Source organism: Pedobacter lusitanus (assembly GCF_040026395.1).
GTDB lineage: Bacteria > Bacteroidota > Bacteroidia > Sphingobacteriales > Sphingobacteriaceae > Pedobacter > Pedobacter lusitanus.
The window spans coordinates 5,383,128-5,399,833 of the sequence record NZ_CP157278.1; the positions used below are offsets into that span (position 1 = coordinate 5,383,128).

Genomic DNA, 16,706 nt, shown 5'->3' on the forward strand with positions numbered 1-16,706 from the left:
ATTATAAATTGGTCTGTGTGTTAAGATCTTTGTGAATTTGTCTCCATCCAAAATAAACCACTGGTATAAAACAGATTAAGGGGACTATATAAGCAAGCTGTATGCTCCCGGTCAGATCTGAAAGATAACCAAGCAGTGGCGGAAAGATTGCTCCTCCGATAATTGACATGACCAGATAAGATGAAGCAGTAGGAGTATACTCACCAAGATTGCGGATCGCTAAAGAGAAAATAGTAGGATACATGATTGACATGAAAAACTCCAGAGCGATAAATGCAGGGATTGATGCTTTTCCTCCTATACATATAATAAACGACATCAGAAAAATGTTGATAGTGCCATAGATGAAAAGTAATCTGGCAGGCCTGATATATTTCATTAGTATTGACCCGAAATAACGGCCCAGCATAAATCCCAGCAATAACAATCCGAGGTAATTGGTAGCATCATAAGCTGTTATTCCTGCAACAGAAGTAGCATACAGGATAAAGAAGCTGGAGATACAAACCTGGGCACCTACATAGAAAAATTGTGTGACGATTCCCCATTTCAACTGAGTTCTGTCTGACAGGTTTCTAACCTGATGATCAGTTTTTTGTCTGACAGGTTTGTTGTTACTGAACCTGGTGAACATAAAAAGAAGTGCTACCAGTACCAGTACCATACCAATTAATATATAAGGCAATTTTACCCGGTGAAAAAGCAGGGAATAATAATTGTCCATAGCGGCCGGAGATAGCAGATCAAGTTCCTGCTGGCTTTTTATATTTTTAGCAATAATGAATTTACTCAGAAACATCGAGGCGATGAAAGCACCTAAACCATTAAAAGCCTGAGCAAAATTAAGTCTTCTGACAGCTGTCGAAGGATCGCCTAATATGGTCATAAAAGGGTTAGCTGAGGTTTCCAGAAAAGTCATCCCCGAAGCCATTACAAAGAGTGCAAATAAAAAGAAAGCAAAAGAGCGGGATTCTGCTGCGGGATAAAATAAAAAGGAGCCGGTTGCAGCCAGCAATAAACCAGTAATGATTGCTTTCTGATAACCAAATCTTTTCATAACCAGACCTGCAGGTATGGCTACAGCAAAGTAGGCAATCCAATAAGCAGAGTCAATGAAAGATGATTCAAGTACAGTTAACCGGCATGCTTTTTTAAGATGCGGGATCAATACCGGTAACAGATTTGCTGTAATTGCCCAGAGAAAAAATAAGCTGATGACCAGGATATTTCCATAAGAATTTTTATTTTGTTTCAAGGGAGATGCGTTTACCGGGTTCAATTCCATGATTAAAAATTATACCGGCAAACAGCCAGGGCCAATTGGTGTAAAGGTTTTATAGGTCAGTATAAACTCCTGGTGCCCCAGTTCTTCTGAACAGGTGCTTTTTCCAGCTGCTACCGCCAGTATCCTGTCATAGATTTCCTCTCCAACCTGGTCAATTGTAGCTTTTCCATATAAAATATCACCGGCATTAATATCCATGTCATCCTGCATACGTTCATAGGTAACCGGATTAGCACATATTTTAATTACTGGTGATATAGCTGAGCCGACTACAGAGCCTCTTCCGGTAGTGAAAAGTATCATATGACAACCACTGGCTATCATTTCAATAATTTCGACGGTATCATTAATATTGGGGAATCCAAACTTAGGATCTCCGTCTGGTACGACATCCATCAGATATAGTCCTGGCTGAGCAGGACGATCACCGGGTTTAATCAAACCACTGATTGGTGAATCTCCGCTTTTACAATAGGCACCCATGGATTTTTCTTCAATGGTGGTTAAGCCACCGTCAGCATTTCCCGGTGCAAAGCTCCCATGTCCCATCAAAGTATAATATCTGGCTGCTTTTTCTACAGATTTTTTAAGTTCGGCAGCAAGCTGAGGTGTAATGGCACGACTGCTCATAATTTCCTCCAGACCAATCATTTCTCCTGTTTCCTCAAATATGGCGATCGCATTTGCTGAAACCAGCTGATTAAAAGCACGGCCAACAGCCGGATTAGCTGTTATTCCACTTGTTGCATCACTACCGCCACAAACTGTTCCCACTATCAGCTCATGAACAGACATCAGTGCACGAGGTACTGTTTCTATCTCTGATAAAGCAGTTTTGACCCATGCTGTGCCTTCTTCAATAGTTTTTCTTGAACCACCTGCTTCCTGGATTACTACGGTATGAACCGGTCTTCCTGAAGCCGAAATATTTTCTTCAAGCTTTTTCCGGTTGAAGCTTTCACAGCCCAGTGAAACCAGCAGTACTCCTCCGGTATTTGGATGTGTACATAATGCATTCATCATCCGGTCAGCATAGGCATTAGGATAGCAACCCGTGAAGCCGATTAGCTGCACTGGCTCATCTTTAAACTGATCAGCAATTTGTCTGGCTACGTGATGAGCACATTCTACCAGGTATACTACCAATAGATAATTGCGTATACCTTTACGGCCATCTTCTCTTAAATATCCCTGCCAGTTTATAGTTTCTTTCTCAGGTATTATTTTCTTTAAATCCATCTTCAATAGTATATGTTGGGATGTAGTCGCTTTTCATATTGTGCAAATGAATAGGAGTGCCGGCATTAATTTTTGTAGTAGCCGAACCTATAGCTACTCCATATTTGATAATCTTTTGCCCGGTTCCAATTAGCTGTATGGCAATTTTATGTCCCACCGGAACTGATTGAGTAGCACTGATCAGTCTGTTATTCACGACAAAAAGATCACCAGGTTCGATTTGCTCTACTACGATCTGAACATTATCATCTGGATGTAATTGAATGAGTTTATTCATGATCAGAATTTTTTAAACTGTAAATAGGCGTCCACAGGATCTGTACCTGCTAATATTGCTTTCCGTACCAGGTTTTCTGTTTTTAAAACTTCTTCCGTCTGTTCGATCACCTGCTGTACGAGATTTGCCGGTATCACAATAATGCCATCTCTGTCAGCCAGCACATAATCACCGGTTGAAATACTTACGTTTCCTATGTTTATATTTCCTCCCAGTTCAGTTGTACACCAGGTGGCTACCACATCTCTTGGTGTAAAATAGCTGCAATAGACCGGAAAGCCGATGCTGTCTACAAAAGAACTGTCCCTGCAGCCACCATCTACAATGTAACCAAGAATACCTTTAAAAGTAAGTGTTTCGGCAGATAGTTCACCCATATGTGCTACCGTGTTGTCATTCGGCTGGCAAATTAATACATGCCCGGATGGAGCTTTAGATAACATTTCACACCATTTTAATAAAGAAGTATCCTTATCTAAGGTAAGATCTATATTTCCGGCAATTGTAAAAACGGGACCTGCTATTTTGTGCTGCAGATTCATTGGCCGAATATGATTAGGCAATAACTGATCGGGATAACCCAGATTCCGCATAACGTCATATACAGCACCTGTATAACATTTTTCCAGTCTGAGCGAAAAACTATTTTCTGCAGGTATAGGATTAAACATAGGTAATTTAACTAATTGTCAGGAATAAAATACATTAATTTGGTTAGATCTGATCAGCCTTGCAGATCAGATAAAGTAAAATTAAGTCAGGAAGCCATTATATGCAATGTACCAGGTTATTAATTAGATGGATTATCTTACTATTTGTATATTAGTTGATGGACAAATTACAAACAGAAAAAGGCTGGGCTAACTACTGGCAGGGAAAAGGAAGAAAACTGATTGTAATTCCCAAAGAAGTACTGAAAACTAAGGTGGTACCTAATATATTGTTAAATCAGTTATATATGACTGATCTTGGCTTTTACCCGGCAGCATCAGCACATTATACATTCAGAGAGACAGGATGCCCTGAGATGGTTGTTATGCTCTGTGTTGCCGGAAAAGGAAAATACGAAAGTAAGGCCGGAAGTTATACTGTATTACCGGGGCAATTCTTTATTCTGCCACCAGGGCAGATGCATCAGTATGAGGCCGATGCTCTTGATCCCTGGAGTATTTACTGGATAAGGATTACCGGAAGTAATATGAGTAAATTTTGTACGCAGGCAACGGCTAAAAAGTGTTTCAGACCTATGTATACTAAAAACGTAATGGAAGCGGCCCGTCTTTTTGAAGATCTTTTTGTAACACTTGAAAATGGTTGCAGTCTTCAAAATCTCACCTATGCCAATATGACTTTACAGCATTTACTTGCACTCTTGCTTTTTCGTTTGCAGGAAAGTGTAAAAGAGATAACCAGTTTGACCAACAAGGCGATAAATTTTATGAGAGAGCAGATTCATCAGCAATACTCACTGCAGGAGCTGGCCTCAGTATTTAATTATTCTCCATCTCAGTTCTCTAATCTTTTTAAAAAAGAAACCGGGTATTCTCCCATCGATTACTTTATACATCTCAAATTGCAGGAGAGCTGTAAATTACTGGATTTTACAGGTTTGAAAATTTATGAAGTAGCCTTGAAAGTAGGTTATAAAGATCCTTATCATTTCTCTAAACTTTTTAAGAAAATTATGCATGTATCACCCGAACAATACAGGCAGGTGAAAAAGGGATAGCTATTTTGCATAAATATCAAAACCTAATTGCTGTAATTTACTCCCTGTCCTTAACCTGATATATCTGATTTCTTTTCCGGGAATAGCAGCTCCGGCAATAAAGGTTGTCAGGCTGATTTCCCTGTTGCTAACTTTAGTTGTGTTTTCCCAGTGCTCTCCGTCTGCAGATACACTGAATTCAAGTCCTTTATTGTCCTGATGAAATCCCAAACCAGTTACATTTTCTATTTGATTCAAATCAATGATTATCTGGTTATTGATCCAGCTGGTAGCTTTTATATGACAGGTTTTGATTCTTTTGCCATAAGCAGGATCACTAAATATGGATTTGTCAACCAGATAAAAGTTTGTTTTAACTGGTTCCTGAGTTGTTAATTCAATAATGCTTGCTATGCTGTCAGGAATTGCTGGTGCTGTGAAAATCAGAGAATCTGCGTTTTGTTTCCAGGAAATTTTTTCACTCAGATTTACAAATGATGCTTTTAAAATCTTATTTTCTGCAATAACCGGTAAGCTGAGTTTCTTGTTTTTCCACTGATAGACATATAGAAAAATTTTATGATCTCTGTGTGTAGCCCCATAATTGCTTTCTGGAATCCAGGGGCCGCCTTTTGTTCCATAATAAGTGTTGCCATATTTTTTGAGCCATTGACCTATTTCCAGTAACGTCTGTTTTTGTGATACATCAAATTGTCCGTTCCAGTGCGCTCCCCAGCTCAGCAAAACATTTCCATTACCGGAAGCAGAAGAAAGTAATTCACGGATTAAAACTGATGCAGATTTTATCGGAGCGGGAGAATAAGCCCAGCTGCCATTCAGGGTCATACAACTTTCCCATGGGCGTTCCTGATAAGTTCCTACACGCTGTTCCGGGGTGTCATAATCACCTGGCAAACCTGTCCTGTTATTAATGATAATGCCTGGCTGTAATTTACGGATCATTCTGGTCAGACGTTCAGCATCCCACATATCAGCGGTAAACATTCCACCCCAATAAGCTGCATCAAACCAGAAAATATCGACTTTACCATATTTGGTGCAAAGTTCCCTAACTACGTTAAACTGATAAGCCAGATATTTTTGATGGGATGTTCCCGGAGTAACTTTTCTCCCCGGCAGGGCTTCATAATAAGGGGCATCTGCGATTTCTTTGATTTTGGAGGGATCTACCGGAGCATAATCAGGATGATGCCAGTCGCGCTGTGAATAATAAATTCCAAACTTCATGCCTGCCTGATGACAGGCATCTGCCAGCTCTTTCAGATAATCACGTTTAAAAGGAGTATTCGTGATTTTGAAGTCGCTATATTCCGTATCCCATAAGTGGAATCCGTCATGATGTTTAGCTATCACCACAATATATTTCATTCCTGCATCCTGAGCAATTCTGACCCATTCTTTTGCATCAAATTTCTCCAGTCTAAACATTGATGGCCATTTTGTCCAGACACTGTCCGGATAACTACCATGACCACTATCCGGGGCTTTCCTTGTATATAGGATTGGCCAGCTTAAATCTTTGTTTACATAGGCAGATAGTCCAAAAGTGATAAACATTCCATAACGCGCTTCATTAAACCATTCCATTTCTTTTGGTGTTGCAAAATTACTGGCATTCCATTCGGCCTGTGTAAATCTCTGGTTCAATATAGAAAGGGGTCTAGGGTCATTTTTTAGCACAGACCACTGGGCTATAGTATATTCAGGAATAAATAATACTATTGTCAGGAATAAGAAAATAGCAATTCTGATAAGAAATAGTTTGTGCTGGCTGGTTTGAATTAACATTTTTGGCGGTTTTAGGTCTGTAATTGATCCTGGTTTGATCAGATAATATTAATCGTCTGGTCCGGATGAGATAAAAATATCTGGTTTTACTATAATACACCATGCAGAATATCATTATTCTGATGTGTTATCCTATGATTTGAATCAGAAGGATTTCCTGAATGATCTTGTTTTTTTATAATGGTCATATCACCCCATATATTTTCGGCCGCTTGGATTAAGTCAGAGGTCGGAGTTGGCATAGGGTTGGTATACCCCTGGGGTATACCAACCCTATGCCAACTCCGACCTCTGACCTGTCTGCGACTTAAATTGCTGTTATTGTCCTATACTGGAATTAATGCTTCTGACAGCGTTTATACAGTCCAGGTTTTTTATTCTGCAGAAGGCGTATAGTTGCCGGTTAGGTGATGATAGGAATTATAATTTTTTTTTGGATTACTTAAATTGTAGCGCCGCAGGTAGTGTTTGTGTGAAAAATAATTTAATCTGGTATTAAATTGATTGATTTTCAGTGTTTTTTTGCAATTTTAATTAGCTGATTTTCGGGAGCAGGACAGTCGTAAATGCACCCTTAAATCAGTACATCAAAACCTATAAAAAACATCTGCAATGAAATTGAAAAACAAAAAAATTACTTTTAAAGTCCGGTTTTTTCTGGTCCTTTCTTTAGTGATCGGAAATCTGACTATGATGAATGCTAACGCTCAGGATACTGTGAGAAGAATACCTGAGCCTGGAAAACTTGATTCCATAAATTCAAGCATTTTAAAGGAAAAAAGACTGATAGAAGTGTTTATTCCCCAGGATTACAAGCCAGGTAATGCAAGCAAGTATGATGTGTTGTATGTGCTTGACGGAGGTAACTGGAATACCGGGTTAATTAAAGAAACCCAGCATTTTTTGGAAAAGGAGGGCTATATGCCGCCGACAATAATCGTCAGTATTCTGGGGATTGACAGAAATAAAGATCTTACACCAACACAAATGAAAGGTTGGAAAACCTCGGGTGGGGCCAGTAAATTTCTGGGTTTTATTAAAGATGAACTGATTCCTTATATTAATAAAAAATATCCCTCCAATGGGGATAACACACTTTGGGGGCATTCATTGGGCGGTTTATTTGTTACCTATGCCTTGTTAAATGAACCAAAAGTTTTTAAATCATATATTGCAGTTGATCCCAGTCTATGGTGGGATAACTCTTATATCCAAAAAATTGCTGCGGATAAACTTCCCGTTTTAAATGGTTCTAATCCGGCCCTTTTTATAAGTGGCAGAGAAGGTGAGGAAGGAAAATCAATGAAGATTGACAGCATGGATAGCCTGCTTAAAAAAAGTGCTCCCGCAAGTCTGACCTGGAAAATCATTAATTATCCGGATGAAACACATAGTTCATTAAGACTAAAAGGGGTATATGATGGACTAAAGTTCTGTTATACCGGTTATAACAATGAGATTGAATTTCATCCGATGAATGGTATAGTCCTGAAAAATAAACCAATTAAAATGTGGTATTTCAGTGATACGTCAAAAGTGTATTATACGCTTGACGGAACTGAACCTACCTTACAATCAAAAAGAATGCAGCACAATTTTATGCTGACTGGTGCGGCCAGAGTCACTGATAAACATTTTACTACCCGAAGCCGCTATGATAAGGTCAGAACCGGTGATTTCGTCTATGGGGAAACTTTACGTCCTGTTTCAAAAAAAGAAAATATGAAACCAGGCGGGTTTAACTATACTTACTATGAAGGTAAATGGGAAGAATGGCCGGATTTTAAAAGCTTGAAAAATCCGGTAAAAACCGGTCTGACAGATCATGATTTTGATGTGGACAGACTTCCCCGCAAAAATAATCTTGCGCTGGTCATTGATGGATTTCTGGAAACTAAAGAGGAAGGATATTATATGTTTATACTGGACTCTGATAAGAGTTCAAAATTTTACCTTGATCATAAATTGCTGATGAAATGGGATGGCCCGGAAACTCAGTCCTGTACTTATATAGTACCATTGGCAAAAGGGTTTTATCCGGTTCGGCTGGAGTACTTTCATAAATATGAAGGTTATAAATTAAAGCTGAGTTATCTTACACCTGGAATAATAGATACCATGCAGGCTATTCCGATTCCTTCAGAACTTCAATATAGCCAGCATTAATTAACAGGCAGGGGTATATAAAAAGATTAAACTGAAATATAATAACCAGGTGATTTCTTATGATAAGAACATCACTGCTAAATGGAGAAAGTAACAGAAAAGCCTTCCGGAACTCAGACCGGAAGGCTTTTTTTGTTGCCTGTATAAATTACGCAAACGTTTGTGCAGAGGATTTAAATTTAAATCCTCTAGATTTAATTAGATAAAACCTGAATGTCTAACCAAAAATCTCTTACTGACAGTGAATTAATTGAGCTTCTTAAGCAGGAAGATCAAACTGCATTCGCTGAAATTTATGAGCGATACTGGACTGTGTTGTTTCTTCATGCCCGGAATTTGCTCCGGGATAATGATGAAGCTGCGGACATTGTTCAGGAATTGTTTGCCGGGTTGTGGTTAAAGTCTAAATCTGTCGTTCTTAGTGGTTCGCTTTCGTCCTATCTGTATAAAGCTGTTCGTAATAAGGTTTTTGATCATCTGAGGCATAAAAAGGTCATGAATGATTATCTGAAATCTATCAATGATTTTATACTGGAGGAACAGTTTGTAGCTGATGAACTGCTAAGAGAAAAAGAACTCGCCGCGATTATCGAAAATGAAATAAATGCACTCCCTGCAAAAATGCGTGAGGTATTTATACTGAGCCGAAAACAGTACTTATCCTATCAGCAGATTGCGCTCCAGCTGAATATCAGTGAGCATACGGTAAAAAGCCAGATCAGCAATGCCTTAAGAACTTTAAGAACGAAAGTAGGTGCGTCAGCTTTCCTGATTGCCTACCTGATGAGTCATTAAAGAAGGCTAAATCATTTTCTTTATATTTTTTTAACATTCATCTCATACCTGGGTAACAGTAAAACGTCTTAACCTAAAACCGGACGAATTACTCTCAGATGAATCAGACAGAACTAAAAATTTTACTGGAAAAATATATAAGCGGAAACTGCAGTGCTGAAGAAACTGTTTTACTGGAAAGCTGGTATCTGTTCAGGTCAAAAAAAGATAAATTGCCATTAACTGATGAACAGGAACTCGAATTGTATAAAAAACTGATTTGGGAGGGCATTCAGCGTAAAACAGAGATTAAGCAAGAATTACATCACAGGAATCCTGTTCGTTTATGGTACAGAATTCTGGCAGCGGCTTCTGTTGTATTAGTTCTGGCATTCGGAAGCTATTACTGGTTTAACGCAAATCCAAAACAGCCACTTTCTCAAAATGCAGCTATTAAACAAGATCTTTTGCCCGGTACAGATAAGGCTGTATTATTCCTGTCAAACGGCAAACAAATTAGTTTAGACAGTGCCGGATCAGGAATTATTGCTAAAGAAAAAAATACGCTTGTTCAAAAAAATGGGGTGAATATCTTAAGCTACAAAGAAAGCTCATCATTTGCTAATGAAGGACAGGTTGCATATAATACTATCAGAACACCAAATGGGGGACAATGGCCGGTCATAGAACTGCCTGACGGCACCAAAGCATTTTTGGATGCCGCATCTTCTATTTCTTTTCCGGTATCTTTTAAAGGGGAACGCAAAGTAACTATTACCGGGCAGGTATATTTTCAGGTTGTACATAATGCCAGTAAGCCTTTCCGGGTAATTGTTAAAGGACTTACTATTGAGGATATAGGCACAGGTTTTAATGTCAACGCCTATGATGATGAACCTGTGGTGAAAACAACACTGGTAGAAGGAAGTGTCCGCGTTGCACAAAAAGCACATCAAATAGTGTTGACTCCTGGTCAGCAGGCAGTGACAGTAGCAGGGTCTGATAAGTTAATATCAAGAACGGCAAATATTGAAGAAGTGACAGCATGGAAGAACGGATTGTTCCAGTTTAATCATACCAGTATTGATGTTGTCATGCGTCAGATAGCCAGATGGTATAATGTTGAAGTGGTTTATCAGAGTGATGTTTCTAAAGTATCATTTACAGGTAATCTCTCCCGTAATTTAAAAGCATCCCGGTTACTGGAAATGCTAAGTATTACGGGCCTGCATTTCAGGATCGAGGACAAGAAAATAATAGTAAGACGCTAATCAACAGAACCAAATTATTCACCTAACCAAATTTATACATCATGGAGAAATAAATACAAATACTTAGTGGTTAAAAATGAAAATGCCGGAAAGCGGTGGAACGCTTCCCGACAATAGATTTGAGTTAACCTTCCTGTTTTCGTTTGAGCTCGAACAGGTGAAATTATTGTTGTGACATCACGCACATATCAACCCAAACCGTACAAAAATAATGAAAATTTTCTCATTCCGTCTGGTCATAGCACAGCTATGGCTACCCCCTAAGCTATTAAAGGTTATGAAGCTTACCATTATATTATTGATGATTGTACTTACGCAGGTAAGCGCAAAAGTTTTCAGTCAGAAAATCTCTCTGAATGAAAAAAATGCCCCTTTATACAAAGTCCTTGAATCTATCAGGAAGCAAAGCGGTTTTTTAGTGCTTTATCAGGATCAGGTGATGGAAAAGGCAAGTCCGGTGACGATCAATAAGAAAAATATTTCGTTGCAGGAGGCTCTCAATGATTGCTTTTCTAACCAGTCTCTGACTTATCAGATTCTCGAACAGACAATTCTGGTTAAAAGCAAACCAGATTTGGCCATCAAAAGAGCACAGGAACGCAGCAACTTCCTAATCGTTGTAAAAGGTAAAATTATTGATGAAAGTGGCAAGCCGCTGCCGGGTGCCGGTATTAAGGTAAAAGGCACAACTGTATCAACGGTATCCAATCAGAATGGGGAATTCTCCCTGAAAAATATAGCCGAGGATGCGGTTCTGGTAGTTTCTTTTATAGGTTATTCTAATAAAGAAGTCTCTGCAAAAGAGAACCTGGGCTCAATCCAGCTCGTGCCCAACAGTTCAAATCTGAATGATGTGATCGTAGTTGGATATGGTACCCAGAAAAGGGCAAGTGTTACAGGGTCAATAGCGCAGGTAAAAGGATCAGAGCTGGCTAAAGCCCCTGTTGCAAACATAACAAACTCGCTTGTAGGTCGTTTACCGGGTTTAAGAGCTATTCAGAATAGTGGAGAGCCGGGGAAAGACGGGAGTACCATAGATATCAGGGGTTTTGGAAGTGCACTGGTAATTGTAGATGGGGTGCCTTCAGATTTTTCTCAGATAGATGCGAATGAGATAGAGAGTTTTTCTATTTTAAAAGATGCATCAGCCGCGGTATATGGGGTTCGTGCTGCGAATGGTGTTATCCTGGTGACTACCAAAAAGGGTGTTATGGGTAAACCTCGTATCAGTTACAGTACCTATTATGGTTTACAAAATAATGCGACAAAATATCCTGAACTTGCCAATGCGGGGGTATTTGCCGAATTAAGTAACGAAGGAGCTGTAAATGCCTGGGTTAAAAATAATAATCCAGCAGTGGCTTTGTCACTTCCTTTTTCAAAAGATCAGGTAGACCAGTATAAAAATGGGACATTACCTTCGTATGATTGGTTTAATTCAACTATTCGTAAAAATGCACCGCAATATTATCAGAATCTTAATGTAGATGGTGGAACAGAAGATGTCAAATACTTTTTTAATATCGGGTATCTGAATCAGGATGCGATCTGGAAAAGCAATTCAACAAGATTTAAGCGGTATAATTTCCGCAGTAATGTGAGTGCAAAGATTAATAAGCGTCTGACAGCTGAACTTAATCTGAGTGGCCGTTTGGGAGATCTTCAGACCCCCGGGGTTTCTTCTGGTTTGATTATGGCTACTATGAAAAGGGAAAGTCCTGTTTTTCCTATCTATGCCAATGATAATACCAATTACCTGGCCTCTTCAAATGTACAGCAGAATTCTCTGGCACAAACTGATCATCAGATTTCGGGCTATGGCTCAGAGCGGACCAAATTCTTTTCTGGTATAGCCAGGTTAACTTATGATTTACCCTGGATTGATGGTCTGAATGCAAAAGCTACCTATTCTTATCAGAATACAGATACAGAGAATAAAAATTATATCAGAAAATATAACTTATACAAATATAATAGTGCTGCCAATACTTATGATATAGCTTATACGGCTAATGACCCAAGCAATTTAAATGTAAGAAACGCGCATAAAGATGATCAGGCTTTTCAGTTCTCGCTGAACTATGCGAAAACTTTCGGCGCTAAACATAATGTGTCGGGTTTGCTGTTATTTGAAAGAACAGAAACGAATACTTCATTTTTGTCGGCTTATAAAGAATTTCTGCTGGATAATTTAGATGAACTGTTTGCAGGAGTAGCTAATAACCAAAGCAATGACGGGAGTTCTGCGCAGATTGCACGCGAGGGATATGTCGGGAAATTCAATTATGATTATGCTGGTAAGTATCTGATAGAATTGGGTTTTCGCTATGACGGAACTTATAAGGTAGCTCCCGGTCATCGTTATGGATTTTTTCCTAATGTATCTGTAGGATGGCGTATTAATGAGGAGAATTTTTTGAAAAACAATACGACCATAGATAACCTGAAACTCAGAGCATCTTTTGGAAAAGTAGGGGATGATGGTGGTGATGACGCAGATGGAGCCAATTATATCATACCTTTCCGTTATATACCAGGCTACAATTATCCGAATGATAATTATGTCTTTGGTACTCAGCTGATCCCTGGTTTAACTACCAGTGGTTTAACTAATCCGCTGTTAACCTGGTATACTTCCTACACCAGTAATGTTGGTTTGGATGTTTCTTTATGGAAAGGAAAGCTAGGGGCTTCGGTAGATGTTTTTTATCGTAAAAGAGCCGGGTTACTAGCTACCCGGGTTTTAAGTCTGCCCAATACCTTTGGTGCCAGTTTGCCACAGGAAAATCTGAATGGTGATAATACCAGGGGGTTTGAACTAGAGCTTACACATAAAAATACTGTTGGCAAATGGCAATACAGTATTTCACCAAACCTGACATTTACCAGGACTAAGAACGGTTATTTAGAACAGAGTCCGCAAACCAGCTCACTGGGGAATTACCAGGGTAATATGACCGATCGCTGGACCAATATTATCAGGGGATATGAGGCTATCGGACAGTTCCAGTCTCAGCAGGAAATTAGTACTGCACCGGTACAGGATGCCCAGGCAAACAAAACATTATTACCGGGAGATATACGCTATAAAGATTTGAATGGTGATGGGGTTATAGATAGCAGAGATCAGACTGTGATTGGAAGAGGGACTACACCTGAACTGTTTTTTGGTCTTAACCTGAATGTAAATTATAAGGGGTTTGATCTTACTGTACTGCTGCAGGGAGCTTCAAATTTTAACAGGTATTACAGTGAAGAATTACAGAGTCCGTTTTTTAACGGTGCCAATACTTTAGCCATGTTTACTGATCGCTGGCACCGTCAGGATTTATATGATCCTAACAGCCCCTGGATAGCAGGGAAATATCCTTCAACTATGATTTCAGGATCTACCAATAATCAGCTTTATTCTACATTCTGGCTGCAGGATGCCACATATCTGAGAATCAAAAATGTGGATTTCGGATATACTTTTTCCAAAGGTCTGATCGAAAAAATTGGTATGCGTACGGCAAGAATATATATATCAGGTCAGAATGTTTTCACTTTTAGTAAAGTGAAATTTATCGACCCTGAACAGCCGAGTGGCCGGGGTAACTTCTATCCTCAGCAAAAATTATGGTCACTGGGTTTAAATGTTGGTTTTTAATCAAAAGGTTATGAAAAGAATTAAAACATATAGCGTTTTTTTGATATTGTTGCTCAGTGGCATGGTATCATGCAAGAAAGATTTTTTGGACAGGCAACCTAAAAATCTGGTTGCTGAAAGTGTAGCCTACAGTAGCGTAAGCGGAGTTACCGCATTGACTGTTACGCTTTATAATGATCTGCCAGCAGAAGATTTTAATTATACCGTGAGTGATGAAGCGGGTTATCTGTCTACCACTACAGATGAAGCTGTCAGAACTTATGTCTGGGGAAATATTAACAACGCAGTTATTGGAAACTGGTTCGGTGACTGGGATTATGCCCGAATTAGAAGAGTGAACGACTTTATAGAAAAAGTTCCCGGTGCTGCAATAGATAATGACTCTAAAAAGAGGTTTCTTGCAGAAGCCAGGTTTATCCGGGCTTTTGAATACTTTGCTTTGGTAAAGCGTTATGGAGGTGTTCCACTGGTTACCCGGGTGCAGACATATCAAACGGGTGACGATGTATCTGGTCTTGTAGTTCCGCGTAACAAAGAACAGGAAATTTATGATTTCATCTCGGCAGAGCTGGATGCTGTGGCGGCTGACTTACCTGAAGATTATAGCAGCGATCCGGCTAATGCCTTTCGGGCAAACAGGTATAGTGCCCTTGCTTTAAAATGCAGAGCGATGCTGTATGCTGCTTCGAGTGCTAAATACGGGACTTTGCAGCTAAATGGATTAGTTGGTATCAATAGCAGCATGGCGAATTCATACTGGCAAAAATCGCTGGATGCAGCTGATCTGATCATCAAATCAGGAAAATATAGATTATATGATGTGAATGCTGACAAAGCTGCAAATTTCCAGCAGTTATTTCTGACTTTGGGTAACCAGGAAGCTATTTTGACTAAGGTTTTTCAGTCTCCTGGTAAAACGCATAGTTTTGATTTCTATAATGCACCACAGAGTTTCAAAATCGATTATGGAAATACAACCAATCCGACTCTGGAAATGGTGGAGGAATATGAATATACAGACGGTTCTCCGGGGATCCTTAAGGTTAATGATAATGCCGGGAATCCTATTATTTATAATCGGCCTGCAGATCTGTTCAAAGGAAAAGACCCGAGGATGTTTGCATCCATTTTAACTCCTTTTGATTCCTGGCAGGGTGGTATCCTTGAAGTAAGAAGGGGAGTGATAGATAACGGGGTGAAACGTACTTCTGAGAGTCTGACGGCTGTTTATCCTGCAGGTGGGACATTTAGTATTGTAGGAAAAGACGGGCCTTTAACCACCGGAGATCCGAGCAAAACAGGATTCTATATCAAGAAATTTATGGACCCTGTTAACCGCGTCCCATCCGAACGCTCTACTACACCCTGGATGGTTTTCCGTTATGGAGAAGTACTGCTTAATTATGCAGAGGCTGCTTTTGAACTGGGGAATAACGGTGCTGCGATGGATGTGATCAATCAGCTCAGGAGCAGAGCGGGTATAGCACCTTTGAGTATGGTTACACTTGATAAGATCAGACATGAAAGAAAAGTGGAGCTAGCATTTGAAAATCATCGCTTCTGGGATTTACGCAGGTGGCATATTGCCAGTACAGTATTAAATAATACACAGTTTCATGCATTGTATCCCTGGATCATGTGGCAGAATGGGGCTGATCCCAATACGATGAAATATACTTTTGAAAAAGCAGTTGCACCGAAATTATCACGGACTTTCCCCGAGAAATTATATCTGGAGCCTTTGCCGCAGCAAAATCCGCCATATATTCAAAATCCTGGTTATCAATAAACTGATAAGTATTAAAGAGGTTAAAAAATCAAATTTATAAAAATGAAGAAATTATTTATTGGTGTGTTCCTTGCGCTGGCGGTGTTTGTCAGCGCTTGTAAAAAGGACAATTACAAATCACCTGATGCAGAGCTCTCAGGTAATATTGTGGATGCAGCAACAGGGAAGAATGTGCCTCAGCAAACTAATGTTGGTGGTGGTTATCTGCAGCTTTTTCAAACGGATTATCCAAAACCGTCTGCAATACAGACAGCGCTTCATCCTGATGGAAGTTATACCCGTGGTTTTACTTTTAACGGGAATTATAAAGTTGTGCCAACCGGACCTTTCTTTTACCTGGATACAATAAACGTAAAGGTAAATGGTACAACACAAATGGATATCAGGGTAGTACCCTATCTAACGGTAAGCTGTGAGGTACTGAGTAAGACAAGTACAAGTATTACGGTGAGAGTAAAAGTAGCACAGCCGGCTCAGAACACGCAAAAAATTGCAAGGATATTGGCTGTAGCAGCTACATTCAACACGGTTGATGTCAATAATTATAATAGTAACAGGGGTTTAACCAATACAGAGGCGCTGGATAACCAGACTGTAGTCAGTAAAGACTATGATTACACGATTGCTGAATTAAAGCCTGCCACACTTTATTATGTACGCGGAGGTGGCCGTACGATAAATCCCGGCAACTATTATAATTATTCGCCGATGTTAACGGTCACCACAAATTCTCAATAGC

General features: G+C 39.5%; 12 protein-coding genes. 7 read left to right on the forward strand and 5 right to left on the reverse strand.

Annotation, left to right across the window (positions count from 1 at the left end; genetic code table 11):
• Position 1: 1 nt before the first annotated feature.
• From fucP to PL_RS23160, 4 genes are read right to left on the reverse strand one after another with little or no spacing between them, the layout of a single operon-like run.
• On the reverse strand, positions 2-1,285 hold the full coding sequence (fucP, locus tag PL_RS23145) for an L-fucose:H+ symporter permease (protein WP_052496456.1): 1,284 nt from the start codon (positions 1,283-1,285) through the stop codon (positions 2-4).
• A gap of 9 nt (positions 1,286-1,294) precedes the next feature.
• Positions 1,295-2,524: a UxaA family hydrolase gene (locus PL_RS23150; RefSeq protein WP_052496457.1), complete on the reverse strand. Its 1,230-nt coding sequence runs from the start codon at positions 2,522-2,524 to the stop codon at positions 1,295-1,297.
• Positions 2,499-2,801: a UxaA family hydrolase gene (locus tag PL_RS23155; RefSeq protein WP_041884198.1), complete on the reverse strand. Its 303-nt coding sequence runs from the start codon at positions 2,799-2,801 to the stop codon at positions 2,499-2,501. The genes PL_RS23150 and PL_RS23155 overlap by 26 nt, the downstream gene beginning before the upstream one ends.
• Positions 2,802-2,803: 2 nt before the next feature.
• Complete coding sequence (locus PL_RS23160) at positions 2,804-3,472, reverse strand: RraA family protein (RefSeq protein ID WP_041884200.1); 669 nt, start codon at positions 3,470-3,472, stop codon at positions 2,804-2,806.
• Between the two features lie 158 nt (positions 3,473-3,630).
• Here PL_RS23160 and PL_RS23165 point away from each other — a divergent pair, with 158 nt between their 5' ends.
• Complete coding sequence (locus tag PL_RS23165; protein WP_041884202.1) at positions 3,631-4,530, forward strand: AraC family transcriptional regulator; 900 nt, start codon at positions 3,631-3,633, stop codon at positions 4,528-4,530.
• Here the strand turns inward: PL_RS23165 and PL_RS23170 are convergent, their stop codons facing one another.
• Positions 4,531-6,318: an alpha-L-fucosidase gene (locus PL_RS23170; protein WP_348620461.1), complete on the reverse strand. Its 1,788-nt coding sequence runs from the start codon at positions 6,316-6,318 to the stop codon at positions 4,531-4,533.
• 612 nt (positions 6,319-6,930) lie between these two features.
• On the opposite strand from PL_RS23170, the gene PL_RS23175 reads away from it, so the two are divergent.
• The 6 genes from PL_RS23175 (at position 6,931) to PL_RS23200 (ending at position 16,705) form a co-directional block, all read left to right on the forward strand.
• A complete protein-coding gene (locus tag PL_RS23175; RefSeq protein WP_052496472.1) occupies positions 6,931-8,484 on the forward strand; it encodes an alpha/beta hydrolase-fold protein in 1,554 nt (517 codons plus the stop codon).
• Positions 8,485-8,697: 213 nt separating this feature from the next.
• Complete coding sequence (locus PL_RS23180; RefSeq protein ID WP_041884322.1) at positions 8,698-9,279, forward strand: RNA polymerase sigma factor; 582 nt, start codon at positions 8,698-8,700, stop codon at positions 9,277-9,279.
• Between the two features lie 98 nt (positions 9,280-9,377).
• Positions 9,378-10,529, forward strand: a complete 1,152-nt coding sequence (locus tag PL_RS23185) for a FecR family protein (protein WP_041884321.1) — start codon at positions 9,378-9,380, stop codon at positions 10,527-10,529.
• A gap of 211 nt (positions 10,530-10,740) precedes the next feature.
• On the forward strand, positions 10,741-14,178 hold the full coding sequence (locus PL_RS23190) for a TonB-dependent receptor (protein WP_082036005.1): 3,438 nt from the start codon (positions 10,741-10,743) through the stop codon (positions 14,176-14,178).
• 10 nt (positions 14,179-14,188) lie between these two features.
• Positions 14,189-15,967: a RagB/SusD family nutrient uptake outer membrane protein gene (locus tag PL_RS23195; RefSeq protein ID WP_041884338.1), complete on the forward strand. Its 1,779-nt coding sequence runs from the start codon at positions 14,189-14,191 to the stop codon at positions 15,965-15,967.
• 42 nt (positions 15,968-16,009) lie between these two features.
• Positions 16,010-16,705: a DUF3823 domain-containing protein gene (locus PL_RS23200; protein ID WP_041884315.1), complete on the forward strand. Its 696-nt coding sequence runs from the start codon at positions 16,010-16,012 to the stop codon at positions 16,703-16,705.
• Position 16,706: the final 1 nt, after the last annotated feature.

Excerpts from the sequence above, each read along its gene's own strand:
- fucP (WP_052496456.1), bottom strand. The coding sequence starts at position 1,285 with ATGGAATTGAACCCGGTAAACGCATCTCCCTTGAAACAAAATAAAAAT.
- PL_RS23150 (WP_052496457.1), bottom strand. The coding sequence starts at position 2,524 with ATGGATTTAAAGAAAATAATACCTGAGAAAGAAACTATAAACTGGCAG.
- PL_RS23155 (WP_041884198.1), bottom strand. The coding sequence starts at position 2,801 with ATGAATAAACTCATTCAATTACATCCAGATGATAATGTTCAGATCGTA.
- PL_RS23160 (WP_041884200.1), bottom strand. The coding sequence starts at position 3,472 with ATGTTTAATCCTATACCTGCAGAAAATAGTTTTTCGCTCAGACTGGAA.
- PL_RS23165 (WP_041884202.1), top strand. The coding sequence starts at position 3,631 with ATGGACAAATTACAAACAGAAAAAGGCTGGGCTAACTACTGGCAGGGA.
- PL_RS23170 (WP_348620461.1), bottom strand. The coding sequence starts at position 6,318 with ATGTTAATTCAAACCAGCCAGCACAAACTATTTCTTATCAGAATTGCT.
- PL_RS23175 (WP_052496472.1), top strand. The coding sequence starts at position 6,931 with ATGAAATTGAAAAACAAAAAAATTACTTTTAAAGTCCGGTTTTTTCTG.
- PL_RS23180 (WP_041884322.1), top strand. The coding sequence starts at position 8,698 with ATGTCTAACCAAAAATCTCTTACTGACAGTGAATTAATTGAGCTTCTT.
- PL_RS23185 (WP_041884321.1), top strand. The coding sequence starts at position 9,378 with ATGAATCAGACAGAACTAAAAATTTTACTGGAAAAATATATAAGCGGA.
- PL_RS23190 (WP_082036005.1), top strand. The coding sequence starts at position 10,741 with ATGAAAATTTTCTCATTCCGTCTGGTCATAGCACAGCTATGGCTACCC.
- PL_RS23195 (WP_041884338.1), top strand. The coding sequence starts at position 14,189 with ATGAAAAGAATTAAAACATATAGCGTTTTTTTGATATTGTTGCTCAGT.
- PL_RS23200 (WP_041884315.1), top strand. The coding sequence starts at position 16,010 with ATGAAGAAATTATTTATTGGTGTGTTCCTTGCGCTGGCGGTGTTTGTC.